The 24,974-nt window shown below is 40.4% G+C and carries 21 protein-coding genes; 9 read left to right on the top strand and 12 right to left on the bottom strand.

Going from position 1 to position 24,974, the window contains the following annotated elements; translation table 11 throughout:
* The first annotated feature begins 227 nt into the window (after positions 1 to 227).
* A complete protein-coding gene (locus JMX48_RS05555; RefSeq protein WP_201535318.1) occupies positions 228 to 1,928 on the top strand; it encodes an AMP-binding protein in 1,701 nt (566 codons plus the stop codon).
* A gap of 109 nt (positions 1,929 to 2,037) precedes the next feature.
* On the opposite strand, the gene JMX48_RS05550 is transcribed toward JMX48_RS05555, so the two are convergent.
* The 6 genes from JMX48_RS05550 to sohB form a co-directional block, all read right to left on the bottom strand.
* On the bottom strand, positions 2,038 to 2,907 hold the full coding sequence (locus JMX48_RS05550; RefSeq protein ID WP_201535314.1) for an SDR family oxidoreductase: 870 nt from the start codon (positions 2,905 to 2,907) through the stop codon (positions 2,038 to 2,040).
* A 256-nt stretch (positions 2,908 to 3,163) separates the two neighbouring features.
* A complete protein-coding gene (locus JMX48_RS05545) occupies positions 3,164 to 3,421 on the bottom strand; it encodes a hypothetical protein (protein WP_201535311.1) in 258 nt (85 codons plus the stop codon).
* 151 nt (positions 3,422 to 3,572) lie between these two features.
* Positions 3,573 to 4,334 carry a histidine phosphatase family protein gene (locus JMX48_RS05540; RefSeq protein WP_201535308.1) on the bottom strand — a complete coding sequence of 254 codons (762 nt, stop codon included), beginning with the start codon at positions 4,332 to 4,334 and terminating at the stop codon, positions 3,573 to 3,575.
* Between the two features lie 87 nt (positions 4,335 to 4,421).
* On the bottom strand, positions 4,422 to 5,717 hold the full coding sequence (locus JMX48_RS05535; RefSeq protein ID WP_201535306.1) for a phosphotransferase family protein: 1,296 nt from the start codon (positions 5,715 to 5,717) through the stop codon (positions 4,422 to 4,424).
* A gap of 123 nt (positions 5,718 to 5,840) precedes the next feature.
* Positions 5,841 to 7,091 carry an acyl-CoA dehydrogenase family protein gene (locus JMX48_RS05530; protein ID WP_227687919.1) on the bottom strand — a complete coding sequence of 417 codons (1,251 nt, stop codon included), beginning with the start codon at positions 7,089 to 7,091 and terminating at the stop codon, positions 5,841 to 5,843.
* Positions 7,092 to 7,352: 261 nt separating this feature from the next.
* Positions 7,353 to 8,333, bottom strand: a complete 981-nt coding sequence (sohB, locus tag JMX48_RS05525) for a protease SohB (protein WP_201535302.1) — start codon at positions 8,331 to 8,333, stop codon at positions 7,353 to 7,355.
* Positions 8,334 to 8,707: 374 nt separating this feature from the next.
* Between sohB and aspS the strand changes: the two genes are divergently transcribed.
* From aspS to JMX48_RS05505, 4 genes are all read left to right on the top strand, one after another.
* Positions 8,708 to 10,537, top strand: a complete 1,830-nt coding sequence (gene aspS, locus JMX48_RS05520; protein ID WP_201535300.1) for an aspartate--tRNA ligase — start codon at positions 8,708 to 8,710, stop codon at positions 10,535 to 10,537.
* Positions 10,538 to 10,613: 76 nt separating this feature from the next.
* Positions 10,614 to 11,570, top strand: coding sequence for a lysophospholipid acyltransferase family protein (locus JMX48_RS05515; RefSeq protein WP_201535298.1), 957 nt, complete (start codon positions 10,614 to 10,616; stop codon positions 11,568 to 11,570).
* Between the two features lie 149 nt (positions 11,571 to 11,719).
* Entirely contained in the window at positions 11,720 to 12,508 is a 789-nt protein-coding gene (locus JMX48_RS05510) for a glycosyltransferase (protein ID WP_201535552.1), read from the top strand.
* A 93-nt stretch (positions 12,509 to 12,601) separates the two neighbouring features.
* Entirely contained in the window at positions 12,602 to 13,459 is an 858-nt protein-coding gene (locus JMX48_RS05505) for a hypothetical protein (RefSeq protein WP_201535296.1), read from the top strand.
* Between the two features lie 181 nt (positions 13,460 to 13,640).
* On the opposite strand, the gene JMX48_RS05500 is transcribed toward JMX48_RS05505, so the two are convergent.
* Positions 13,641 to 14,771 (bottom strand): glycosyltransferase, encoded by a 1,131-nt coding sequence (locus JMX48_RS05500; protein ID WP_201535293.1) that lies wholly within the window; start codon positions 14,769 to 14,771, stop codon positions 13,641 to 13,643.
* Positions 14,772 to 15,245: 474 nt separating this feature from the next.
* On the opposite strand from JMX48_RS05500, the gene JMX48_RS05495 reads away from it, so the two are divergent.
* From JMX48_RS05495 to JMX48_RS05480, 4 genes are all read left to right on the top strand, one after another.
* The gene (locus tag JMX48_RS05495) at positions 15,246 to 16,253 is read left to right on the top strand and encodes a capsular polysaccharide biosynthesis protein (protein WP_201535290.1); all 1,008 of its coding nucleotides are present in this window, start codon (positions 15,246 to 15,248) and stop codon (positions 16,251 to 16,253) included.
* A 267-nt stretch (positions 16,254 to 16,520) separates the two neighbouring features.
* Positions 16,521 to 17,687: a nucleotide sugar dehydrogenase gene (locus tag JMX48_RS05490; RefSeq protein ID WP_201535287.1), complete on the top strand. Its 1,167-nt coding sequence runs from the start codon at positions 16,521 to 16,523 to the stop codon at positions 17,685 to 17,687.
* Positions 17,687 to 18,700, top strand: a complete 1,014-nt coding sequence (locus JMX48_RS05485) for an NAD-dependent epimerase (protein WP_201535285.1) — start codon at positions 17,687 to 17,689, stop codon at positions 18,698 to 18,700. The genes JMX48_RS05490 and JMX48_RS05485 overlap by 1 nt, the downstream gene beginning before the upstream one ends.
* 83 nt (positions 18,701 to 18,783) lie before the next feature.
* Complete coding sequence (locus tag JMX48_RS05480; protein ID WP_201535283.1) at positions 18,784 to 19,551, top strand: hypothetical protein; 768 nt, start codon at positions 18,784 to 18,786, stop codon at positions 19,549 to 19,551.
* Here the strand turns inward: JMX48_RS05480 and JMX48_RS05475 are convergent.
* From JMX48_RS05475 to JMX48_RS05455, 5 genes are all read right to left on the bottom strand, one after another.
* Positions 19,548 to 20,681 (bottom strand): glycosyltransferase, encoded by a 1,134-nt coding sequence (locus tag JMX48_RS05475; RefSeq protein ID WP_201535281.1) that lies wholly within the window; start codon positions 20,679 to 20,681, stop codon positions 19,548 to 19,550. The genes JMX48_RS05480 and JMX48_RS05475 overlap by 4 nt on opposite strands.
* Positions 20,682 to 20,738: 57 nt before the next feature.
* Positions 20,739 to 21,830, bottom strand: coding sequence for a glycosyltransferase (locus tag JMX48_RS05470; protein WP_201535279.1), 1,092 nt, complete (start codon positions 21,828 to 21,830; stop codon positions 20,739 to 20,741).
* A gap of 87 nt (positions 21,831 to 21,917) precedes the next feature.
* Positions 21,918 to 22,784 carry a glycosyltransferase gene (locus JMX48_RS05465; protein ID WP_201535277.1) on the bottom strand — a complete coding sequence of 289 codons (867 nt, stop codon included), beginning with the start codon at positions 22,782 to 22,784 and terminating at the stop codon, positions 21,918 to 21,920.
* A 100-nt stretch (positions 22,785 to 22,884) separates the two neighbouring features.
* On the bottom strand, positions 22,885 to 23,721 hold the full coding sequence (locus tag JMX48_RS05460) for a glycosyl transferase (protein ID WP_201535275.1): 837 nt from the start codon (positions 23,719 to 23,721) through the stop codon (positions 22,885 to 22,887).
* A 106-nt stretch (positions 23,722 to 23,827) separates the two neighbouring features.
* Entirely contained in the window at positions 23,828 to 24,757 is a 930-nt protein-coding gene (locus JMX48_RS05455; protein WP_201535273.1) for a branched-chain amino acid transaminase, read from the bottom strand.
* Positions 24,758 to 24,974 lie beyond the last annotated feature (217 nt).

Genomic DNA, 24,974 nt, shown 5'->3' with positions numbered 1-24,974 from the left:
ATATATTATTACGCCATCTGTTGTTCAATCTATCCGATGATGAATTACTAACAATAGCTAAGAAAAATGTATAACGATAATGAAAACTTAGCGACCAGTTAATAAATAAGCATGTTATTTTTTTCAGCAAAAAATAATTTACGTCAGCGTTGATATATTGCATTGCTACGGATAAGACTGCTTTATTGCAATATCTCAATCCCTTTTAAATTTCCAGGACGCTGATTATGACGCCGAATAAACCATGGCTTGCCCATTACCCGAAGGGTGTACCTAAGACCATCAATCCAGATAAATATAGCAGCATAATGGAGCTATATGAAGAGTGTTTTGATCGTTTTCATATGCATCCAATGACAATATGTATGGGCGTCACTCATACCTATGGTGACGTTGATAAAGCGTCACTTGCTGTGGCGGCATGGTTACAAGCACAAGGGCTTCCTAGAGGCAGTGTAATAGCACTAATGATGCCAAACGTCCCTCAATACTTGCCAACCATGATCGGTATTTTGCGGGCGGGCTACGTTTGTACGCCTGTTAATCCATTATATACAGGGCGTGAGCTGCGACATCAGTTAAATGACTCAGGTGCTCAGGTTATTTTTGTAGTCGATAACTTTGCACAAGCATTAGAGCAAGTCGTCGATGAGACTGCCATCAAGCGTATTGTCTTGTCCAAACTGGGCGATATGATGGGTTTAAAGGGTATGTTGGTCAATACCATTGTGCGTCAAGTCAAACGTTTAATACCTAAGTATAAACTCGATGATCCAAAGCATGAAGTCACTAAGTTTCCTGACGTGCTGAAAAGAGGTAAAAACCCACCTTTTCATCCACCAAAAATTAGCTTAGATCAATTGGCGATCTTGCAATATACAGGTGGAACGACAGGATTATCCAAAGGTACGATACTGACTCAGCGCAATATAGTGTCTGCTGCATTGATGGCAGAATCTTGGTACCGTCCTGTCACCTCAGAGATTAATGAGGTATATATCAATATGGTCATGGCATTGCCGCTTTATCATATCTTTGCATTTTCACTCAGTTTGCTAGGTATGCGTTCAGGCTACACTTTTATAATGGTACCAAATCCACGTGACATGGCGGGCTTTGTCAAAACATTATCAAAACAACCCTTCCATATTTTCCCAGGCGTGAACACGCTATTCAAGGCTTTACTTGATCAGCCAAGCTTTAAAGACTTAAATTTTGGTCCATTAAGAATCACTCAAGCGGGTGGTATGGCAGCCACTGAGCAGACCGCCGCACGTTGGTTAGAGGTTACTGGCTGTCCGATGGTCGAAGGTTGGGGCATGACTGAAGGTGTCGCTGGCGGTACTGCCAACGTCATTACTGATCGCAAGTTTAATGGAACGATTGGTATACCCGTACCCAGTATCGATATTATTCTCATTGACGAAGATGGTAAACGTGTGGGCGTTAATCACGCAGGCGAGATGTGCATCAAAGGACCAAACGTGACCTCAGGTTATCTGAATAGAGACAGTAATGAAGACTTTACCAGCGATGGTTACTTCCGAACGGGCGATATCGCTAGTATGGATGAAAAAGGCTACTTTACCCTACTTGATCGCAAAAAAGACATGATTTTGGTCTCAGGATTCAACGTTTTCCCAAATGAAGTTGAATCGGTTATGCTTGACTGCGATGGCATTATTGATTGCGCAGTGATTGGTATTCCTGATGAACGACAAGGCGAAGCGGTCAAAATTTATATTGTCCCTGCAGATAATAACGTGACTAAAGAAATCATTACCGAATTTGCATTAGACAATTTGACTGGCTATAAATGTCCGCGTCATATCGAATTTGTCAGTGAACTACCAAAGAGTAATGTGGGTAAAGTGCTACGTCAAAAACTGCGTGAAAAACATATTTTAGACAATCCTCAGACGTTATAATTTTCACGTTCTTATTTTGAGATAAACATAATTTGAAATAAACACAAAAAGAAGCCCGCTATAATAATAGTGGGCTTCTTTTTATCTAGCATTGAGCAAGTTAATCGTATTAGCTTAACCTACTCATCACTCGCAACGGCAAGCGCTTCATTGCCTGACCGACGATTGACCACGGTAGGCTTGGCACGCACGCTTCACTCACGCCAGCTTCAATTGCTGCAACCATTGCCTGAGTACCAGTATCAGCATCCACTTCAAACGGTAATGGTTTGGCATTTTCATTAATTTCAGTACGGATATAGCCGGGGTAAATAGTAGACACTTTAATCGGCAGTTTGGTCAAAAGCATATCTGCACGAATCCCTTCTGCTAAATGAGCCAGCCCAGCTTTGCTAGCGCCATAGGCCGTCAAGTGTTTGGGTAGTCCACGCATCGCTGACATACTTGATATCACGACCAGATGACCGCTGTTTTGCGTTCGAAAGATATTCATCGCGGCTTCACATTGCGCCAATGCCGATATAAAATTAATTTCGACCGTACGTCGATTGGTATCAAAGCGTCCCTTGCCAATACGGCGACTATCGCCAATACCAGCATTGACCACTACTCTATCAATACTGCCAAAATCATCGGCAAAGGCGTCAAACACTTCAAAAACCGTATCGTAATCACTGACGTCTAGCGCACGGTACTCGACGCGTATATTAGGATATTCTGCTGTCAGTTCTGCTTTTAAGTGCTCTAGGCGATCAATACGGCGTGCGCATATCGCGAGATTGTAGCCGAGCTTGGCAAAGAGTCTTGTCATACCTTCGCCCAAGCCCGAGCTGGCCCCAGTAATAATGACGGTTTTATTGAGACCAACCTGCTGTTCATGCAAGCCTTTTAGATAACGTGCGGGCTGAATCGCTCCCAACACTTTATCTTTATGTTGCTTGGTCGTTTTTGTTACCAAGCTCATTAGTTTTTTTTGCATGGACAGCCCCTTATATACTGATCCTGAATGGAAATCAATATTCTATAGTGCCTTCATTGTAATAGCTAGCTTGCCCTGCATAAGTGGCGGTTATGTATAAGAATAATCACGATACTATAGGCTGTACCTGCTGACGATTATAAATCGTATTATCAAGCAATTGTAATATTCAAGATTTTTTTGCGCGGCGGAATTGAACACTTTTAAGTCTTGTTTTTTGCCTCTTTCCAAGTTGGCTCTGTTAGTGATTCTCACGTCACGCTTTTGGCGAATCCAATTTTTTTAGGTTCTTCATAGCTTCAAGATGCGCACCACTATTACGAAAATCTTTCATTGCTTCAAGGCTCGACCAGCCGCTCAGAGTTCTAAAACCTTTCAGTCTAATAAACACTATGCCGCTATGCTCGGACAACTGTTTTTCATATAACTGTTTATTGATACTCATGGCACTATAAATAAAACGGTATAAGCCGAGCAAGCTAGCGACTTTTATCTGAGTGGCGGTAACGATCATATCGACTCCTAATCTTATTGATGCAGATACCTTGGCGATCTTTGTCACGTAGTATGGCGCAACTTTAGCATCAGACCTTCACTATCACTATCGAGACTAAAGGCTACGCTATTTCACATTGAGCTGACACTGATTGATGCCATTTGCCATTTTATCGCCAAGTTATAAAATCTTTACCTTCAGAAAATAAATGGCTATATTCATTTAAAGCCATCAAGCGTGTACTTTGTTCTTTCAATGTGACAGACGTGACACCTGTATTAACCAGGCTTTTATTTAACTGATAAGCAGTCAGGCTACCTTGCTTTAATAGCTGGGCAGTAATTGCCGCAATCACACCACCTGATGTAAAAACCAATACCGTACTATCATGGTTTAAATTCAGGTCTGCTATTTTTACACGTACTTGTTCAAGTGCTTGCTGCGCACGGTTGTTAAATTGTGGCCAGCTTTCAATGTAGTCCTGATCATTGTCGCCACCATGCCATCGATTCATCGCTTGATCAAACAGTTCAGCCAAACGTGTGGCTGGTACCTCTGACTTAGCAATTTCAGCCGCGATGGCACCTTTATCAATGAAAGTAGCATCAGATTTAACAAAGACATCTTTATGATTGAATTCATCAAACTGTGGCAAGATATAACTGTCAGGCTCACTTAAATTGATAACAGAAGCAAGCGCATCGTTACTATGTTCAGCGGCCATAGAGGACTGATAACTTGTCCAAAAATGCTGCGCTGAGTCTATTTGTCTAACCAAGCTACCAGTAAAAATAGCATCAATTCGGCGCTGCGTATTTGCATAATGCTGACCGAGCATTTGCGCCTGAACAGTACCTAGCTCTGAGAGCTGATCGTAATTTTCTTGTCCAAACGACGCCTGACCATGGCGCGCTAGCAATATGGTTGTCATAAAATCATACCTTCTTACTATATTTTATAAAGATTATTGTATTTTATAAAGATTATTGTATTTGATAAAGGACTGTTTTTTAAACTTTTAGTCTTTAGGTTTTTGAGAGATTTGTTCAAAATAACTTTTTGGCAAAATACCCTTAATAACAGATTGTATGGGACTTGGTAACCGCTCAATCGTAGCAGCATCGACACCCATATCTTTTAAATAAGGCTGTACATGGCTGGTAAATAGCACCTCACCTTCATATTGAGCAATCAGCTTCAAACATTTGGCATGTAGTACCTGAACGATAATCCAAAAATTCTTAAAGGCTGGATTGGTCGTTTGTTTATTATAGTAACGATAGTAAATTTGCTGGACGATACCGGCTAGGCGAAATAGACCAAACACTTCATAAAAAGTCCAGTTATCTATCTGTAATCCAGTCTGTTCGAGATAATAGGCAACGACTTCCTCACGGGTCATCATGCCGTCTAGATGTGTTGGCTGACGACGTGACTGCTGCATGATGATATTGTCATCTTCTTCGATCCAATAAGCCAATGCGCTACCCAAATCCATCAAAGGGTCGCCCAATGTTGCCATTTCCCAATCGAGAACGCCGATAACTTTGGTCGGATCATCGGTATCCAAAATGACATTGTCAAAGCGCCAATCATTATGAATAATACACATTTTGCTATCAGCAGGTGTGTGCTTACCAAGCCATTGTCTTACTAGTGCAAAGCTTGGTACGTTCGGCGTTTTCGCTTTGACATAGCGTTTATCCCAACCACTGACCTGACGCTCGCAATAGCCTTCACCGCGACCAAGATCCATCAATTCAGGGTATTGCTGGTAATCCACTTGGTGCAATTCAATTAAAGCATCGATGACATTGGTACATAACGCGCGCGTTTGTGCTGTATTTAAATCAACGCCCTTTGGTAAATTGGCACGAGGAATGATACCTTCCATGCGTTCCATGACATAAAAATCAGCCCCAATCACCTCTTCATCGGTACACAGTGCTATCATTTTTGGTACATAAGGATAGGCGTCTTTTAACGCTTTTTGCACCGTATATTCGCGTACCATATCGTGTGCTGACTTGGCTTTGGTGCCTTTTGGCGGGCGACGTAAGATCAAATCTTGATTGTCATATTGTAGACGGTAGGTCCAGTTCGACGCACCACCTGAAAACTGTGTAACGGTAGGCGCGCCTTGTATATCAACACCTTGAGCGCGCAGCCATGCGCTTATCGCTTGGGTATCAAGCTCCTCGCCTTCTCGAACCTCGCCGCCTTTATCCAGTATTTCATTATTGGTTTCAGTGAGATTGGTTTCAGTGAGATTGGTTTCAGTACGATTGGTTTCATCATCATTGTCAGTTGCCATTAGATACTCCTTATCATGTGGTCATTTGTTTTATAAAACAATTTAGTGATAAAAAATTCACTATCAAATGATTGATAATGAATTTTCAATTGGACGTTGTGTTAAGGGAATAGCCATTAACCATTAAGATTTTGCAGGTTTAGACGAGTGATTAAAACCTTGACGCTTTAATTCTAATTTCGCGATCATAGTTTTATGCACCTCATCAGGGCCATCAGCCAATCGTAACGCTCGTGCTTGTGCAAAGAAATTTGGCAGCATCGTATCTTGGCACATACCCAGACCGCCGTGGATCTGAATCGCCATATCAACCACTTCTTGCAGTACTGTTGGAGCGACGACTTTAATAGCTGAGATTTCAGTGAGTGCTGCCTTCGTTCCTTGCGCGTCCATTTTTTGCGCCGCATATAAGGTCAGTAAACGCGCTTGGTCAATCTTGATACGCGCTTCAGCGATACGTTCAAAATTGCCACCCAATTCTAGTAACGGCTTACCAAAAGCAGTGCGAGCCATACCGCGTCTCACTGCCAGCTCTAGAGACTTTTCGGCGGCACCAACACAGCGCATACAGTGATGGATGCGACCTGGCCCTAGCCGACCTTGGGCAATCTCAAAGCCCATACCAGCCCCGCCAATAAAATGACTCACAGGCACACGCACATCATTAAAGCTGACTTCGCCATGTCCATGCGGTGCATCGTAGTCACCAAATACTTTGAGCATACGTTCGATGTTTACACCCGATGTTTTCGCAGGTACTAGCACCATAGAATGCTGATGATGACGGTCTTTGTTTTCATCAGGGGTGTATGCCATCACAATCAAAACATCAACCGCAGGATCACCAAGACCAGATGACCACCACTTACTGCCATTAATGATAATCTCGTCACCGTCCACCACAGCAGTCGCCTGCATATTGGTCGCATCACTGGATGCCACATCAGGCTCCGTCATACAAAACACAGAACGGGTTTTACCTTCTAAAATTGGCATTAACCATTTTGCTTGCTGCTCCTCAGAACCATAACGCCACAACAGCTCCATGTTTCCGCTATCAGGCGCATTGCAATTGAACACATAAGGCGCTAATAAGCTGCGTCCGGTCAACTCTGCAATCGGAGCATAATCAGTGACCGAAAGCCCTGCCCCTAACGTATCATCAGGCAAAAACAGATTCCACAAGCCAGCTTCTCTTGCTTGTTTGCGTAGGCTTTCATATTTTTCTGGCCACTGCCAGTTTTGCCAATTGCCATCAGGGTTTTGCTCATGACAATCTTGCCAAAACTTTGCTTCAATTGGTTCAATCTGCGTCTCAATAAACGCTTTCACTTTTGCATGCATGGCTTGACCATGCTCTGTGGCAGTAAACATCAATGTATTGGTAGACATGGGTGACTTCCTTTTCCTTATGAATTATTTTAATCACGTTTCGATGAAAATTTTTGAGCAATAAAAATAGTGTACGTACGTGTACTGTCTTCTATATTTATAACACAGCAATTATTAATAAACAGCAAAAAGGCGCGACCAGCTAGGACACGCCTTTTACAAAATATAAACAATGTATAAATTATGAGTGATACGCTCAATTATTAATGGCGAAAATTCATAATAATTTGGCCATGTCCTAGATTACTTTAGGATATTTAAACGACTGTTTAAGTCAAAGCGAGCCAAAGCATCTGGTAGCTTGTCAACTGCCATACTCAAAGTCGCTTCTGCCGCTTGAGCAAATCCAAGCTTTTCGGCTAGCGTTGGTTTTTGGCGTGAATGTAGCGCATAAACTTCATTATCTTCCATCAACTCTAAAATATAACTGTCAGAAGTTTGCAATTTATCAATCAAGTTCAAATGCAGTGCATCTTCGCCATACCAATGCTCACCCGTCGCTACCTTGTCTACATCCAGCATGCCACGATAACGATTGACAAAATGTTTGAACAATTCATGTGTCTGCTCGAGCTCTTCTTGATATTTGGCACGATCTTCTGCATCGTTTTCACCAAATACTGTTACGGTACGCTTATAGTCACCAGCCGTAAACATCTCATAATCTACGTCATGATTTTTGAGCCATTTATGAAAGTTAGGCAATTGCGATACCACACCGATTGAGCCAATAATCGCAAAAGGGGCTGCAATAATTTTATCTGCCACACACGCCATCATATAACCGCCACTGGCCGCAACCTTATCGACACACACAGTCAATTTCAGACCAGCATCTTTTAGACGAGCCAATTGCACCGCTGCTAGTCCATAACTGTGTACCAAGCCGCCACCTGATTCTAGACGCACAATAACTTCATCGCCTTTATTTGCGGTACTGATAAGCGTGCTGATTTCTTCACGCAAATGCTTGACCGCGGTTGCTTTTATATCACCATCAAAGTCTAAAACAAAAACTTGTGATGTATTATTCGCACTTTTCTTTTTGTTTTTGGCTTTGATTTTTAACGTTTGTTTGGCTTTTTTGGCCATAGTCTTTTTGAATTGCTTAAGAGCAGCTTTACCTTGGGTCGCTTCCATCAAATCTTCACGGCGCTGCTTTTGCGCTTCGTTTAGATGCATTACTTTTAGCTCAACAGGATTTTTGGGCGGATGAAATAACATAAGTAAAATTCCTCAAGTCCGTAGACATATCAACATAGATGTTTTTATTAGCGTGACCGTTAATATGCGCACACTCGGCTAAATTTTCAAGCAGAATGACAATATTTAACCGAGTGTACATGTTACGGAATAAATACGTCCAATACCGAGGCGTTCCTATACTTGGATTAAACTCAGCTGGTTGTATAACAAAAGCATATTAGGCATAATATGCGTTTATATAAAATTTTCTGCAGCCAACGTGATGACCTTATGTCTTGATCGCGTTGTTTGTGCGTTTTTTTGCAAAAAGCTTGAAACTCACAGCAATGGCTGCATACTGTACTTCGAATTGATTGTATTTCGAATTGGGCTGATAACTGGATAACTATATTATGACGGATAGTATTACGACGCATAGCGAATACCGAGACGAATATTGCGGAGCGGTAACCGAGAGCTTCATTGAGCAAACCATTAGCATCGTAGGCTGGGTACATCGTCGTCGCGATCACGGTGGCGTGATTTTTTTAGACATGCGTGACCGCGCTGGTATCTTGCAGGTCGTCGTCGATCCTGATACTCCAGAAGCATTTGCTATGGCTGATGCCGTACGTCCTGAATATGTGTTAAAAATTACTGGTCGTGTACGTCGCCGTTATGAAGGTACTGAAAACAATAATATGACCAGTGGTCAGATTGAGTTATTGGCTAAAGAAATTGAAGTATTGGCTAAGTCTGAAACGCCGCCGTTCCCATTGAATGATGAAAAAACCACGGTATCAGAAGACTTGCGTCTAAAATATCGCTACCTTGATATGCGCCGTCCGCAAATGCAAGAGCGTATGGTTTTTCGTGCCAAAGCCACTTCAGCCATTCGTCGTTATTTAGATGATCATGGCTTCTTGGATGTCGAGACGCCTATTTTGACTCGTGCAACGCCTGAAGGTGCTCGTGATTATCTTGTTCCATCGCGTACTCGCCCAGGTAACTTTTTTGCATTGCCTCAGTCGCCACAACTGTTTAAGCAATTATTGATGGTGTCAGGCTTTGACCGTTACTATCAAATCGCTAAATGCTTCCGCGATGAAGATTTACGTGCTGATCGTCAACCTGAATTTACTCAGGTGGATATTGAAACTTCTTTTTTAAATGAAGAAGAAATCATGAACATCAACGAAGGTCTGATTAAGCATTTGTTTAAGACCATGATGGATGTTGAGTTTGAAAAATTCCCACGTATGACATATGCTGAAGCGATGCGTGACTATGCGTCAGACAAACCTGATTTACGTATCCCACTAAAACTGGTCGACGTTGCAGATTTGATGAAAGACGTTGACTTCAAAGTATTTGCAGGACCTGCTAACGATCCTAAGGGTCGCGTTGCTGCCCTTCGCATTCCTGGCGGTGCGTCATTAAGTCGTAAGCAAATCGATGCTTATACCAAATTCGTTAGCATCTATGGCGCGCGCGGTTTGGCTTATATTAAAGTCAATGACGCCAGCAACATCAATAATGGTGTGGACAAAGAATCTGGTTTGCAGTCACCGATTATTAAAAACATGACCGATGATGTGTTAGTAAGTTTAATTGAGCGTACTGGTGCAGAAAGTAACGACATTATTTTCTTTGGTGCGGATAAAGCCAGTGTCGTGAATGATGCAATCGGCGCATTACGTCAAAAAATCGGTCTAGATCTTGAAATGACTACCTGTCAGTGGGCACCACTTTGGGTGACTGACTTCCCAATGTTTGAACAAACTGATGATGGCCGCTGGACGTCAATGCATCATCCCTTTACCAAACCTAAAGGCTCAGTTGAGGAATTAAAAACCAATCCTGAAGCTGCCCTTTCTATCGCTTATGACATGGTATTAAATGGTACTGAAGTTGGCGGTGGTAGCTTACGTATCAATACTTTTGATATGCAGCAAGCCGTACTTGATGCTCTGGGTATCGGCGAGCAAGAGGCTCAGGACAAGTTTGGTTTCTTACTCGATGCTCTAAAATTCGGTGCACCGCCGCATGGTGGTTTGGCTTTTGGTTTGGATCGCTTAATTATGCTTATGGTAGGCGCGGACTCTATTCGTGATGTCATCGCTTTCCCAAAAACCAAAACTGCTGAGTGTCCGCTAACTCAAGCCCCTGCTGAAGTTGATAGCAAACAGCTACGTGATCTTGGTATTCGTGTGCGTGAAAAAGTACAGGCTGACACCAAGTAATCTGCTCAATAAATGGCCTGGTGATGCTCGGATATTTCCTACAGTATTTGTTTGATTCATCACCATGTGGATGTTTATGAATCCTTATCATGTTTTTAAATACGTGCCATTGTCTGTACTGCAGACGATGGCACGACTTGTCGCTTGGGTAATTGTTAAAATCCCAAGCTTGAGTATCATGCGCACTATTAATATTAATATAGCGCTGATTGCTCCTGCGTTATCTGATCTTCAAAAAAAATCGCTAACCAAAGATATCGTTTATCATCAGTGCTTAACCAGCATTGAGTCTATTAAAAGCTGGGCTATGCCTCCTGAATGGAGTATTGCTCAAATTCGTGACGTCCATAATAAAGAGTTTTTATTAGAAGGGCTTGCCAGTCCCAACGGCATGCTTGCCATTGTACCGCACCTTGGTACGTGGGAGATGATGAACGCGTGGCTTAATCAGTTTGGCGCGCCAACCATCATGTACAAGCCTGTTAAGGGCAATATTACCAATGATTTTGTCTTAAAGGGTCGATCGCGTCTCAATGCGACTTTGGTTCCTACAGATGGTAGCGGCGTGAAAGCGGTGTTTAAAACACTCAAACAGGGTGGTTTTAGCATTGTTCTGCCTGATCATGTTCCTGATCCTTCGGGAGGCGTAGTGGTACCTTTTTTCGGTATCGAAACATTGACCAGTACGCTCGCCTCAAAGCTGGCTAGCAAAACCAAATGCGCCTTGGTCGGTTTATCTTGTATTCGCCGTGATGATGGTCGCGGTTTCGATATTTATTGTTACAAACTCAGCGATCCCGCCTTATATGATCGCAGCGCTGAAATATCTACTTATGCGCTCAATCAAGCAATGCAACAAATGATTGAGGACAAATACAGCCATTATATGTGGGGCTATCGACGTTTTAAGCGTATTCCAACGCTAGGTAATCCTTATAACGCTGAAAAATCTAGGTTAGCTGCATTTATTAATAAACATCATACCAGCGTTTCCTCAGACACAATTAATGATGTCCATCATCAAAATAATTGAATGCCAAATGAATAGCATTAACGACGAAGGCTTAAAATTGTAAATATATTACATCAATTGCCTGTGTTAATATTATTAGAGACTGATGACCTTTTTAGCTTTTAATTCTTATCTATTTAAATAAATATGAGTGCATTATGGCAATTGACATGACGAACCCCGTATCGGCAGACCAAACGCAAACAAATCACAGCACTTCTGAACAGCGTTATGTCATCTGTATGAAATGGGGTGATAAATACGGTCCTGAGTATGTCAACCGTCTTTATAATATGGTCAGTCGTCACCTTACCTTAGCATTCCAGATGATTTGCTTAACGGATGATAGCACTGGCATTGACCCAGCTGTCATCTGTCACCCTATCCCCGAAATGGATTTGCCAGCTGGCCCTGAGCGTGGCTGGAAAAAGCTGACGACCTTTAGCTCTGAGCTCTATGGGCTTAAAGGTATGGCACTATTTTTAGACATTGATATCGTTATTGTTGATAACATTGATGCTTTTTTTACCTATGGAGCCGAGCATGACGATAGCGTCGTCATTATTCGTGATTGGAAAAAACCTTGGCGCATGATTGGTAATAGCTCTGTTTATCGCTTTAAGATCGGTATGAATACTTATCCTGACCTCTTAACAAACTTTGAGCGTAATTTTGATACCATTCGACAAGAAGTTCGCCATGAACAAGCGTATCTTTCTAATTACTTACGTAAGCATCATCACCTAGAGTATTGGGATAAAACATGGTGCGTCAGCTTCAAATATCAATGTATTGCGCCTATACCGTTTAATATGATACGTGCGCCAAAGCTTCCTTCTGGCGCAAAAATCGTTATCTTCCATGGCGAGATTAATCCACCAGATGCCATTAATGGCGGTGGTGGTAAATGGTATCGCTATGTAAAACCGAGCCCATGGTTAAAAAATCATTGGCAGTAAACGGATATATATTGCGATTTGAAGACCGTTCAAATAAATTCAAGGCAATGCCCTACGGCATAAAATAATTGAGGTTCACTACTGGAAAATAGTATGGCGTTATATTTGAGGTTACCTGCTACTGCTGGGTTCAATATTGATGGCGAGCTCATCGTTATCAATGCTTTTAACGCCAATGAACCCGAGCAAAGCTTGCTTGGAAAAGACGTTAATATTATCGCCTCAGGTCCATCTATAGAAAAACTATCATGGTCAGAACTACTAGACACAGCCACTATTTTTGTCAATGGCAGCCTCAGCCTTCTTGAGCATCATCACTTCACCGATATCGCGGGTTATGTGATTAGTGACGCACGCTTTATTGATCATCAGCCTGAGATTTTACGTCAGTATTATACGGGTCAACCTTTATATGCGACGCTCGCCGTCTTTGAAGCGATGGCAACAACCCACCCTGATATCATGCGTACCTACTCCCATGCCATGCGTGTGTTATATCCAGTAAATAGACTATGGGGGGTCAAATCAAATAAGCTATCGTTTAGTAAGCTAACTTTTAAGAAAAAATTACTAAATAAAAAAATGCCATTGTCATGCTTTACAAATCATCCAAGCTTTATTGTCGATGATCGTTATAAAGATACTGAGATCGGCGTCTCTCTTAATCTTACTCATGGATTTGTGGAGGCAGGCACGGTTGTCTATGTGGCGACGCAACTGGCTTTCTCACGTCATGCCGCTACTATAAATTTATACGGTCTCGATTTACTCAACAGTGATCAGCCGCGATTCTATGAAAATGAAGGTAATAGCGCCCCAAGTATGCTAAACAAAGCTCTGAACGAACGCATTGTACCTTCGTTTAATTTATTGGGTAAAACCTATAAAGCGCAGGGTGTGGCAGTCATTAATCATTCACCTGTCTCCAAGTCACTATTTGATAATATCTAGGTCGTGTCCTCATTTTAAAAATGGTTATAAAAGTGAGACAAAGTGCCGTCAAACGAGAAAAATAGCGTAAATAATATCGGGATATTAATCAGCTATTTGAGGATGTTTGCGAAATTTTAGCCCGTTTAGATTTTTAGTCCATTTAGATAGTATCGCTTGAATCAAGGACACGCCCTAGCATTCATAGATCTTCGTGTTTATCTAAATCTAATTCTGAGCCAAATTCTAAATACTGTAGCGCGATACAATGAGGCAATAGTTGCTTATTTATCGGTACTATATAGTGTGTTAGATTGTCTATTGCGCGATCGATGAGCATAGCCAACCCCTCAATATCATCTACAGCTATTAAGTTTTTTGCAGGTAATAACTCCCTTGGTCCAAACGGACAATCGGTACTGATCACTGGTACGCCGAGTGCTTGCGCCTCTACGATGACATAGCCAAAACCCTCAAACTTAGAGGTGAGTACCATTAATGCTGCTGAGCCAATCAGCGGATAAGGGTTGCTCTGAAAACCTAAAAATCGAACGCAGTGGCTAATATTAAGCTCAATAGCCAATTGCTTAATCTCTTCTTCAAGCTTGCCCTTACCGACCAATACTAGTGGCAGCTTTCGCTCTGTTTTAGCATAGGCTTGCAGCAAGTCTCGATGACCTTTCATGCTATCAAATGAGGCAACATGAATCATATATTGCTGGTCTATTAAACCAAAATTTTCGATAGATGGCGGTTGTGCTGTTTTGCTATTAATATTAGTAACATCACAAGGATTATAAATGGTCACGGTTTTGGTAATTTGCCCTAAAATTGAAAGCAAATCTTGACGTGATCCTTCGCTCACACAGCTACAAGGATGGGCACCATAGACCATTTTTAGATGATTGAGAGTTTGTGTGGGCGCATCTGATAATTGGTTCTGAAACTGCTTAGATAGCGCCGTATGCAGTACATTGACGATATTTGGTAATTGGCTGTACGCCATGATCCAATTCACCTTATATATATTAGCCAATATCAAATCTGGTGTCCCTATTTGGCTCAGTACATAATTATCAATACGCCTAGCAACTGCATCATAGGCCTGGGCTTGTTTGGATTTTGGATCTAAATCCTGCTCAGAAAAGACCTCATCATAAGGTACGACATGATATTGAATGCCTACATCCAATGACATATCCTGTGTTTTCTCCAAACATAGGATATGAACTCGATGGCCCATTTTTACATAAGCACTTGCTAATGTTGTGACCATACGCTCAGCGCCACGACCTTCAAGCGCTTTTAAAATGAATAAAATAGTAGGTGGCATCAGTATCTCAGTTTGGTTTAATGAAGGTATAGTCAGTTTGAAATAAAATCGATACGCTAGGGCATGTCCTCAATTCAATTGATCGTATCTAAATGGACTAAAAATGGCTAAATGTTTCTGGCGTGCTGTTCGCAAGCGTGACAGAAGCTGCAAAAAATCTACCCCAGCAGTATTGTATTGGATTTAAAGTGAATCGATTATATGGGTATGACAGATTAGCCAAATAAGTGTATCAATGGTCATAATTATTGCAGCATTCTGACTTTATATGCTAGTCTCATCTACTTTTAGACCTTTGCTTTTATGGATTGAAGTATAAGCGTGATTTATCTGCTCGCCCATAGCAAAATCGTGATCAGTTTTGTTTATTAAACTTTTTAAATGGTAGCGTCAGTAAATATCATCATTGAATGGACGTAACTACTAAAAATGTCGGCATATTCATAAAATGTGTTCGCAAAAATAGGATCAGTCATGAGACAGCCCGATGAAAAGGTATTAGACGTCATCATTGCTTGGGTAGATGGTGCAGATCCCTTACTCAAACAAAAAAGAGAGCGCTATAAAGCGGGCAAACCAGTGGCGTCAGATGCTACAACTGCCACACGGTTCGCTAGTGACGACGAGATATACTATAATATCGCCTCTATTATTAAATATGCACCTTTTGTTCGTCATATCTATATCGTTACAGACCAACAACGGCCAGCATTCATTGATGAGTTTGCCAAACAAAATATTTGTTCAGCAGACAAAATACGTATTGTCGATCATAAAGATATATTTTTGGGTTATGAGCAATTTTTGCCAACCTTCAATACCCGATCGATTGAGACGATGATATGGAATATCGAAGGATTGTCTGACTATTTTATATATATGAACGATGATTTCTTTTTTAATCAATCAGTGACAATAGATGACTTTTTGGACAATAACAGACTGATTGTTTATGGTCATTGGCGCAAAAGCGCTGGTTTGAATGCCAAGCTCAACTTTCGAAAATCTCGCTTGAAATTGTTTGGAACACCGATACAACCACGGCACACTATAGCGCAGATGTTAAGTGCTAAAGTGCTTGGTATGGATAAATTTTTTGAGATTCACCACTACCCTCACATCGTCGATAAAAATACTTTAAAAAGCTATTTATTAAATAATCCTAATTTTTTGATAGAGCAGATCAAATATAAATTCAGAGATGTCGCACAAATAAACCCCATAACGCTGATGAATCATTTAAAAATTCAAAAAGACGAAATAAATTTAGAGCCCGATATAGCGATCAATTATCTAAAGAATGAAAGTAGTGTTACGAATTTTATAACCGATCTAGAAGATGTCACCATAAAATATGGTTGTATTCAAAGCTTGGATCTTCTTGAACCAAACCTGCATAAAAGAATTAGCCAAGCTATGAATCATAAATTCTTAAATTATCTACCTAAATCAGTGGTAAAAAACACCAGTAAGCTGAACTAAACTAGGGCGTGTCCTCAATCTGAAAATGGTGATAAAAATAAGATAAATGGCAGCCAAACAAGGAAAATAGTGTAGATAATATCGAGATATTGACTAGCTATTTGACGTAGTTTGGCAAGATTTAGCTATTTTTAGCCCATTTAGTCGCTTTTGTTCAGATTGAGGACATGCCCCAATACTCTAATTATAACTTGAACTATTCCTAGCATTACGCAATCTTGATGCAAATCAATGACAGTATACCGCTTAAAATTATTTGGATTTATTATGAAAATAGCAGTAGTAGGTACAGGCTACGTCGGTTTATCAAATGCAATGCTATTAGCACAGCATAATGAAGTAGTGGCTGTTGATGTCATCTCTGAAAAAGTTGAACGACTAAATGCACAGCAATCTCCTATTGAAGATGCAGATATCGAAGCATTTTTAACACGTAAAGATCTCAACTTCTCTGCGACGCTTGATGCCCAAAGTGCTTATAAAGATGCTGATTTTATCATCATAGCAACGCCGACTGATTACGATGCCAAGACCAATTATTTCAATACCTCAACCGTAGAGTCAGTGATTGAACAAGTGCTTTTAGTCAATCAACAAGCGATTATTATCATAAAGTCGACCGTTCCTGTTGGGTATACCGCAAGTATTAGAGAGCGTTATGCGACCGATCGTATTATTTTTTCACCTGAGTTTTTACGAGAAGGCAAAGCACTACATGACAATCTCTATCCTTCTCGCATCATTGTGGGTGAACAATCTGAACGCGCACAGCAATTTGCCAACCTGTTGATGGAGGGCGCGATAAAAAAAGATGTTCCGCTACTATTTGTAGAATCCACTGAAGCTGAAGCGATCAAATTATTTTCTAATACTTATCTAGCCATGCGGGTGGCCTATTTTAATGAGCTTGATACTTATGCGCAGACATTTGGACTTGAAACCAAACAAATCATAGAAGGCATTGGTTTAGACCCACGTATTGGCAATCATTATAACAACCCCTCATTTGGCTATGGCGGCTACTGTCTACCCAAAGATACCAAGCAATTATTGGCAAATTATGACGAGGTACCAAGCAACCTTATCAAGGCCATTGTCGACTCCAATAGAACTCGTAAAGACTTTATTGCTGATAAAATTATCGAAAGACAGCCAAAAATTGTGGGCATACACCGACTCGTCATGAAAAGTGGCTCGGATAATTTTAGAGCATCTGCGATACAAGGCATCATGAAGCGGATTAAAGCAAAAGGTATTGAAGTCGTTGTCTATGAACCTGTGTTGGAAGAAGATCATTTCTTTCACTCACGAGTTATTAAAGATTTAGAAGCCTTTAAATCAATGAGTGATGTCATCGTAGCCAACCGCTTATCTGCCGATATAGAAGATGTCGCGGACAAAGTATTTACACGTGACCTATTTGGGAGCGACTAATGAAAATATTAGTGACTGGCGCTGCAGGCTTTATCGGTTTTCATTTAATAAAAGGTTTATTAGAAACAAAATCATCCGACAAAGATCTTTTTATCGTGGGCATTGATAATAACAACGACTATTACGATGTTGGTCTAAAAGAAGACCGTTTACGAATACTGAAAGAGACATCAGGGTCAGAAAAATTTACGTTTATTAAGTTAGATCTTGCTGATCGCGAATTAATGGCTGATCTTTTCTCCACCTATCAATTTGATACCGTTATCAATTTGGGTGCACAAGCAGGCGTACGCTATTCTATCGAGAACCCCAATGCCTACATTGATTCAAACGTGGTCGGGTTTGTTAATGTATTAGAGGGCTGTCGTCACCACAATATCAAACATTTGATTTATGCCAGCTCTAGCTCAGTCTATGGTATGAATATTAAGCAGCCATTTACGACTGCTGACTGTGTTGACTTCCCTATTAGTTTATATGCCGCTACCAAAAAATCTAATGAGCTCATGGCACATAGTTACAGTCATTTATATAATATCCCAACGACAGGGCTGCGCTTTTTTACGGTTTATGGTCCTTATGGTCGGCCTGATATGGCTTATTTTTCTTTTACCAAAAAAATCCTAGCTGGTGAGCAAATTGACGTATTCAACAACGGTGATATGCAGCGCGACTTTACTTATATTGATGATATCGTCAAAGGCATCATTCGCATAATCAATAAAGCACCCTCTCCACAGTGTTCTACTATCACTACAGCGGCGGCTCCTTATAAAATTTACAACATTGGTAATAATCAGCCAGTAACGTTGCGCCGCTTTATTAATGCTATCGAAGACGCTTGTGGCAAAAAAGCTCAGGAAAATCTATTGCCGATGCAAGCAGGCGACGTGCCCATTACTTATGCAGATATAGATGAGCTGGTAGATGATATTGGTTTTAAGCCTGAAACCAGTATCGAAGAAGGTATTAAGAAATTTGTCGATTGGTATAAACAATATTATTCAGTTTAAATAACAAATAATTATTTTTAAAACCTATGTTACAGATATTAAAGTTTTAATATCGTTGTATTTTCTCAAAGGATTTTATTGGCATGACCACACCTTCCAGTTGGCAAAGAAAATTACTTTTACTGTTTCTGAGCGAAAAAAGATTGAATGCAGGTAAAATTGTCAAAAGTTATGATGGCAAGAGCTTTGATGAGATGAAAGCAACGATGGTTACTGAATCAATGTGTGACACTGAGGCACTAACCAATCAGCGTAAAAGTAAGGACTTAGAAGAACATTTGAATAACTTGAAATACCAATCAATAGGTCAATCTGAGCTCTGCTTTTATCACAATACACTCATCATATTGATGCGCCGTAAATACAAAATTGATAACACATTTGCCGAATTTGAAAGACTATGGACGGTAGAAAGTGACTATCTATTAGAGCATCTCTCGTTACGCTGGATTGTTTCCGCCTGTGATACGTTTATTGATCATTCAAATAATGCTCATAGAGCGGCTATTTTAATGAATGTTATAACCTTAATGAATACCTTGCGAGCATATGAGACCAAGAATTTTTTGCAGCTACCCGCTAACGCTGAATATATGCCCTTGTTAACCGAAAAAACTGACATGCTTTATGCTGGTGACTTGCCCTTATACGATGGTCTTACCTATTTTCGTATCGGCACCGATGATAGCTTAAGAAATATGCGCAAACGCTATCGTAAATTTCATAAAATTGACAAATTAGCCACTAATATTCTGTTGGCCGTATTTGAAAAACTGCAAAATACTGATAGCGCTTTTGCTACTCTGCGACAGTTACATAGAGATGACTGGTCCAAATGGTGGTTAGATTAAGAATACTTTCTACCTGCAAAATCAGAGGCAAAAGTAAGATATTTTTTCGCTATAGTACTTGGTAAAAGTTCCTCGTCAAATTCAGAGTGAAATTGCTGTGGATTTTTCATTGCCAAGCTCAATTTTTCAGCAATAGCCTCTATATCTCTCATCGGCATCAAATTATTTTTTGGTAACAGCTCGCTTGGCCCAGACTGGCAATCGGTACTAATAACTGGTGTTCCCAAAACCAAAGATTCTGCAATGACTAAGGCGAAACCTTCCCAATCAGAAGTTAGTATTTTAAATTTTGCGTGTTTTATATAAGGAAAAGGATTCTCCTGAAAACCTAAAAATACTACCTTATCTTCTAATTTTAGCTCTGCTACCAATTGCTCTATGTCTTTTTGGTACTTACCCTTACCTAAAAGTAGTAACGGCATAGATTGATCAGTTTGAGCATAAGCTCTTAACAGTACATCATGACGTTTCGCTTCTTTAAAACTGCCCACATGGATTATATAATTCTGATATTGAGGCACAAAAGCATCAGCCAAATTTTTGATACTCTCTCTATCAACTGGATTATGGATTGCAATAGTTGGTGTAATATTATCGAAGCTTTTAATAAAATCTTGTTCAGCTCCCTTGCTAACACAGATGCAAGGATGTTTAGAGTATATATCACTCATCTTTGACTTTAGTTCGTCAGCAGCACTGGTGTTATCAAACTTATATAACAAGGAAAGGGTATTATGGATCACATAAAAAATATTAGGCAGCTTACTATTACTTAAGATACTATCCGCTCGATCAAGATTTGACAAGATAATATCAGGCTTGCCAATTTTCTTTGAAATGTAACGATCGACTACGCACGCGAAAACTTTATCACGACGCTCTAGTGTTGGTATGAGCTTATAATGCTTAAAATTAAGTAAGTGATAATTAAGATTTGGATTGAGATCGTATTCGATACGAGGTTTAAATCTCAAAATATGTACTTCATACCCTAAGTCGTAAAATCCTTGTCCCAAAGTAAGAACAACACGCTCAGCACCCCCACCTTGCAGACAATTTATCACTAAGAGGACTTTTTTCTTATTTTCTTTGCGTGCACTTTCTTTTGTTTTTATGAATTTATTAATCATTTTCTAGGCTTTCTCAGAACTACAGGGAGTTTTTAATATAAAGAATATACGATTTTATCAATTTTGAGCGTTTACGCTTTGAGCGAAAGCTAGGTATTGTTCTGCAATTTTAACTGGAAGAAGTGCTTCATTAAATGGTGCATGAAATTTTTGTGGGTTATTCATTGCCTGTCGCATTTTTTCGGCGATAGCATCGACGTCGCCCATTGGCATCAAATTGTTTTCAGGTAATAATTCACTTGGACCTGACGGGCAGTTAGTACTTATAACGGGAGTGCCTAGCACCAAAGCCTCAGCGATAACCAAAGCAAATCCTTCCCAGTCAGACGTCAGTATTTTAAATTGGGCATGTTTGATATAAGGAAAAGGATTTTCACAAAAACCTAAAAATACCACTTTATTTTCTAGGTTTAATTCTTTGACTAATTGCTCTGTCTCACTTTTATGCTTGCCTTGGCCTAAAAGCAACAACGGCATAGACTGATCCGTTTTTGCGTAGGCTTTTACCAATACATCATGGCGCTTTGCATCTTTAAAGCTACCCACATGGATTATATAGTTTTGATATTCTGGGACAAAGGCATCAGCCTGTTTTTGAATACTGTCTCTGTCAATTGGATTGTGGATTGCCGTCGTTGGGGTAATTTCGCCAAAGCTTTTGACGAAATCTTTTTCAGCTCCCTCACTCACACATATACAAGGATGCTTAGCATATATCTCAACCATGCGTTTCTTCAACTGTTCAGCATCGTGGTTTTTATTGAACTTATAAAGCAGTGATACGGTATTATGAATAATATAATTAATATTAGGCAGTTTACTATTACTTAGGATACTATCTGCGCGATCAAGGTTAGACAATATGATGTCAGGTTGGCCGATATTTTGTAAGACATACTTATCAACTGCCCGCGCAAAAATTCTATCACGCCGCTCTGATCCCGGTATAAGCTTATAAGGTTTAAACCTAAGTACATGGTAATTCAGGTTTGGACCCAAGTCGTACTCGACTAACGGTTTGAATCTTAATATATGTACCTCATAGCCCAATTCATGAAACCCTTGACCTAACGTTAATACTACACGCTCCGCACCGCCGCCTTGTAGGCAGTTAATAACGAGTACCGCTATTTTTTTGTGCTGCTTCATAAACGACAACCTATGGATTAAATCTTCGCCCATTTGAAAATAAAATATATAATAATCTTATAGAAACAGTGAACAAATAAATCGCTTCTACCGATTAAACAACTTCGAAAATAACGATTTAGAGGCAAGCGGACGAGTCACCTTATTACCGACATAGTCTTGTTGGGATTTTTTTGGAAAACGTCCAAAAGGTTCAACTCTATAATTGTCTAGATTATATCCAGCAGCAAGTGCTTCGTTATAATACTCATCAAACACTTCAGACAAATCTTGTCTAGGGTGCGGCATAATATTACCATCAAACCAATGCTCAAATCCTTCTGCTTTTACTCTATCTATTGCGTATTTGTGGCTGAACTGCGTGCCCATATCTGAATAATGTAATATTTTAATATCTTCTATGGGTAAGCCTTCACCATCTACGCAATTATAGGTATTAAGGTAAGGCTCAATAAGTTTCTTATTCTTTTTAAGCAGCTTCATCATTTGCTTATGACTATCAGGATCTTTTTTGAGTTGTTCAATTTTTGGAATAAACGCCTTTGCCGCCCTACAATCCCAGACACAGGTACATAACCGCGTCATATCAGCATTTGTTTTAGCCGCTACTATAGATTTTCCCTCAATAGGGTGATTCCATAAGTTTGCTAAATCATCTAATACCACAACATCAGCATCCATATAAATTGCACGTCCAGAATAGTTACAATACTCTGGAATTGCCCATCGGAATCCTGAAAATGGTGTTGACCATTTCGTCGTATTCCAGCCTTCGCCAGCCTCAGGATTAGAGTACCAATAGCTATTGGCGTCACGCGATAATTGCATCCATACTATTTCCACTGGTACGCTAGTATGTTTATGAATACTATAATCCAATACCATCATCTGCTCTAGATCACAGTTATTTGGGTCACAACCAACAAAGACTCTAATAGCATCATTTGGTTTCATAATTACATCCGTTAACTGATTTATGTTCTAAGCCTCACACAGGTAAGAACATAAATACTAATCTTTGATATTGTCACAATACTTAAGTATAAAATTGAGCTTACTCTCTCCAGTATTTTTCAATCCACCCTACTGGCAAGATAAAGTGACGCAAATGGCGCAGCGGTCTTTTTAAGTTCTTAGGCTCAGTGAGTCTTTTCAGATGGTCTTTAGCGTTGTTAGCCGCATTCTTGTTATACCTACCTTCGATAGCATGCGTAGGGTATAAGTCACCTGGAAAAATAACAATACGAGCGCCCTTAGGAATCTTTGGTTCTTTAATATAGTTCAGCGGAAACGGCTGACGGCACTTGCGTCTAAAGTGTGCCACCCATGCTTTTGGAAACAGTTTTACGCCGCCTGGTGCATTACGAGTGACAAAACGCTGCTCAAAACGATACTCATCAGCGATACCTTGCGGATCAGCTTTGAATTTCTCTTGCAGTGACACAAGCGAACCTATCTGAAATCTAAAACAAGACGTTTGGCCCAAACGCTCTAATGGATTGCTAGGATTGTAAGACAAAATAACATCGTCTGGCTCGCCATACTCAAAGAAAGGGTCGAGACTGTCTACGATAATCACATCCAAATCTACAAACAGTACTGTCCCTGTCAAATCACCTAGCTTTTCACCCCACAAACGAGATTTTGGCCATTTGCCTAGTGTATTAGTGGGCATAGCGACATCAAGTGGAGGCAACGCTTGACATTCAATTTCTGGGCGTACATCGGTGGTGTCATCAGTGAAACAGACAAAGCGGAATGGTGGTGTAATGTTGCGAGATACCATGCCATACAGTTTATTGGCATAATCAGCCCCGTATTTTGTGCCCCATTTGATGCAGATGATTTGCTTGATATTTTGAGTATCTGCTGTACTAGAATCTATTGGCATTGACTGCTCACTTTAATATTATGAATTAATATGAGGGCTATATTACCATAAAAAAAAGACCGAACAATTATGTTCAGCCTTTTTGGTCTTTAAAGTAACGGCATTGTTAATCAATAAAGCTTAACCAATCCATATACTGCTCATTGCGACCATGTACCACATCAAAGTAGAGAGTTTGCAGTTTTTCAGTCAGCTCACCGCGCCCACCATTACCAATAATACGATCATCATACTCACGGATTGGCGTGACTTCAGCAGCAGTACCTGTCATGAAGATCTCGTCCGCCAAGTAAAACTCATCACGAGTGATACGGCGCTCAACAACCTTGATACCCAAATCATCAGCAAACTGAATGATAGTACGGCGTGTAATACCATCAAGAGCACCGCCTGCTAAGTCTGGAGTATGTAACACGCCATCTTTTACCAAGAATAAATTTTCGCCAGCACCTTGGCAAACATAACCCTGCGGATCCATCAAAATCGCTTCATCATAACCGTTACGAGTCACTTCCTGATTGGCCATGATAGAGACAGGATAGTTACTAGAAGCTTTGGCCTTGCACATGGTCACATTGGTCATATGATGAGTAAACGAGGAGGTTTTTACACGGATACCGTTTTTGATACCTTCTTCACCAAGATAAGCGCCCCAGTGCCAAGCAGCAACCATAGCGTTGATACTGTTATCGCGTGAAGATAGACCTAGCTTTTCTGCACCCACCCAGATCAATGGACGAATATAAGCTTCTGCTAGATTATTCTGTTTGACCACGTCTTTGTGTGCTTGCTCTAGTGTAGCTGCATCAAAAGGTACGTCCATTTGAAAGATTTTCGCTGAGCCGAGTAAACGCTCGGTATGCTCTTTTAGGCGGAAAATAGCGGTGCGATTGTCAGCCGTTTGGTACGCACGTACACCTTCAAACACAGCCATGCCATAGTGCAGGCTATGCGTAAGTACGTGAACTTTCGCATCTGGCTGATCAATCATCGTGCCATTCATCCAAAGCTTACCATCTTGTGTTGCCATATTCATTTTATAGTCCTTATGTTAGCGCTAACGTCTAACTTTTTTAGGTAGGTTTTATTTCACAGTATTTTTCAACATCATATGATAACACCGCAGCAGCAAATTTTATGGTTAAAAATCCAACTTCATTATTACGACCGACTGCTAATGAGATTACGATGTGTGACCGATTATATCACCAGCAGTGCGAGCAAATGAAATCTTTTGGTTAGCCCTTAGCAGG

The sequence above is a fragment of the Psychrobacter immobilis genome, assembly GCF_904846225.1.
GTDB lineage: Bacteria > Pseudomonadota > Gammaproteobacteria > Pseudomonadales > Moraxellaceae > Psychrobacter > Psychrobacter immobilis_F.
This window is presented reverse-complemented; position numbering and strand designations above follow the sequence as displayed.

Excerpts from the sequence above, each read along its gene's own strand:
- JMX48_RS05555 (WP_201535318.1), top strand. The coding sequence starts at position 228 with ATGACGCCGAATAAACCATGGCTTGCCCATTACCCGAAGGGTGTACCT.
- JMX48_RS05550 (WP_201535314.1), bottom strand. The coding sequence starts at position 2,907 with ATGCAAAAAAAACTAATGAGCTTGGTAACAAAAACGACCAAGCAACAT.
- JMX48_RS05545 (WP_201535311.1), bottom strand. The coding sequence starts at position 3,421 with ATGATCGTTACCGCCACTCAGATAAAAGTCGCTAGCTTGCTCGGCTTA.
- JMX48_RS05540 (WP_201535308.1), bottom strand. The coding sequence starts at position 4,334 with ATGACAACCATATTGCTAGCGCGCCATGGTCAGGCGTCGTTTGGACAA.
- JMX48_RS05535 (WP_201535306.1), bottom strand. The coding sequence starts at position 5,717 with ATGGCAACTGACAATGATGATGAAACCAATCGTACTGAAACCAATCTC.
- JMX48_RS05530 (WP_227687919.1), bottom strand. The coding sequence starts at position 7,091 with ATGTTTACTGCCACAGAGCATGGTCAAGCCATGCATGCAAAAGTGAAA.
- sohB (WP_201535302.1), bottom strand. The coding sequence starts at position 8,333 with ATGTTATTTCATCCGCCCAAAAATCCTGTTGAGCTAAAAGTAATGCAT.
- aspS (WP_201535300.1), top strand. The coding sequence starts at position 8,708 with ATGACGGATAGTATTACGACGCATAGCGAATACCGAGACGAATATTGC.
- JMX48_RS05515 (WP_201535298.1), top strand. The coding sequence starts at position 10,614 with ATGAATCCTTATCATGTTTTTAAATACGTGCCATTGTCTGTACTGCAG.
- JMX48_RS05510 (WP_201535552.1), top strand. The coding sequence starts at position 11,720 with ATGACGAACCCCGTATCGGCAGACCAAACGCAAACAAATCACAGCACT.
- JMX48_RS05505 (WP_201535296.1), top strand. The coding sequence starts at position 12,602 with ATGGCGTTATATTTGAGGTTACCTGCTACTGCTGGGTTCAATATTGAT.
- JMX48_RS05500 (WP_201535293.1), bottom strand. The coding sequence starts at position 14,771 with ATGCCACCTACTATTTTATTCATTTTAAAAGCGCTTGAAGGTCGTGGC.
- JMX48_RS05495 (WP_201535290.1), top strand. The coding sequence starts at position 15,246 with ATGAGACAGCCCGATGAAAAGGTATTAGACGTCATCATTGCTTGGGTA.
- JMX48_RS05490 (WP_201535287.1), top strand. The coding sequence starts at position 16,521 with ATGAAAATAGCAGTAGTAGGTACAGGCTACGTCGGTTTATCAAATGCA.
- JMX48_RS05485 (WP_201535285.1), top strand. The coding sequence starts at position 17,687 with ATGAAAATATTAGTGACTGGCGCTGCAGGCTTTATCGGTTTTCATTTA.
- JMX48_RS05480 (WP_201535283.1), top strand. The coding sequence starts at position 18,784 with ATGACCACACCTTCCAGTTGGCAAAGAAAATTACTTTTACTGTTTCTG.
- JMX48_RS05475 (WP_201535281.1), bottom strand. The coding sequence starts at position 20,681 with ATGATTAATAAATTCATAAAAACAAAAGAAAGTGCACGCAAAGAAAAT.
- JMX48_RS05470 (WP_201535279.1), bottom strand. The coding sequence starts at position 21,830 with ATGAAGCAGCACAAAAAAATAGCGGTACTCGTTATTAACTGCCTACAA.
- JMX48_RS05465 (WP_201535277.1), bottom strand. The coding sequence starts at position 22,784 with ATGAAACCAAATGATGCTATTAGAGTCTTTGTTGGTTGTGACCCAAAT.
- JMX48_RS05460 (WP_201535275.1), bottom strand. The coding sequence starts at position 23,721 with ATGCCAATAGATTCTAGTACAGCAGATACTCAAAATATCAAGCAAATC.
- JMX48_RS05455 (WP_201535273.1), bottom strand. The coding sequence starts at position 24,757 with ATGAATATGGCAACACAAGATGGTAAGCTTTGGATGAATGGCACGATG.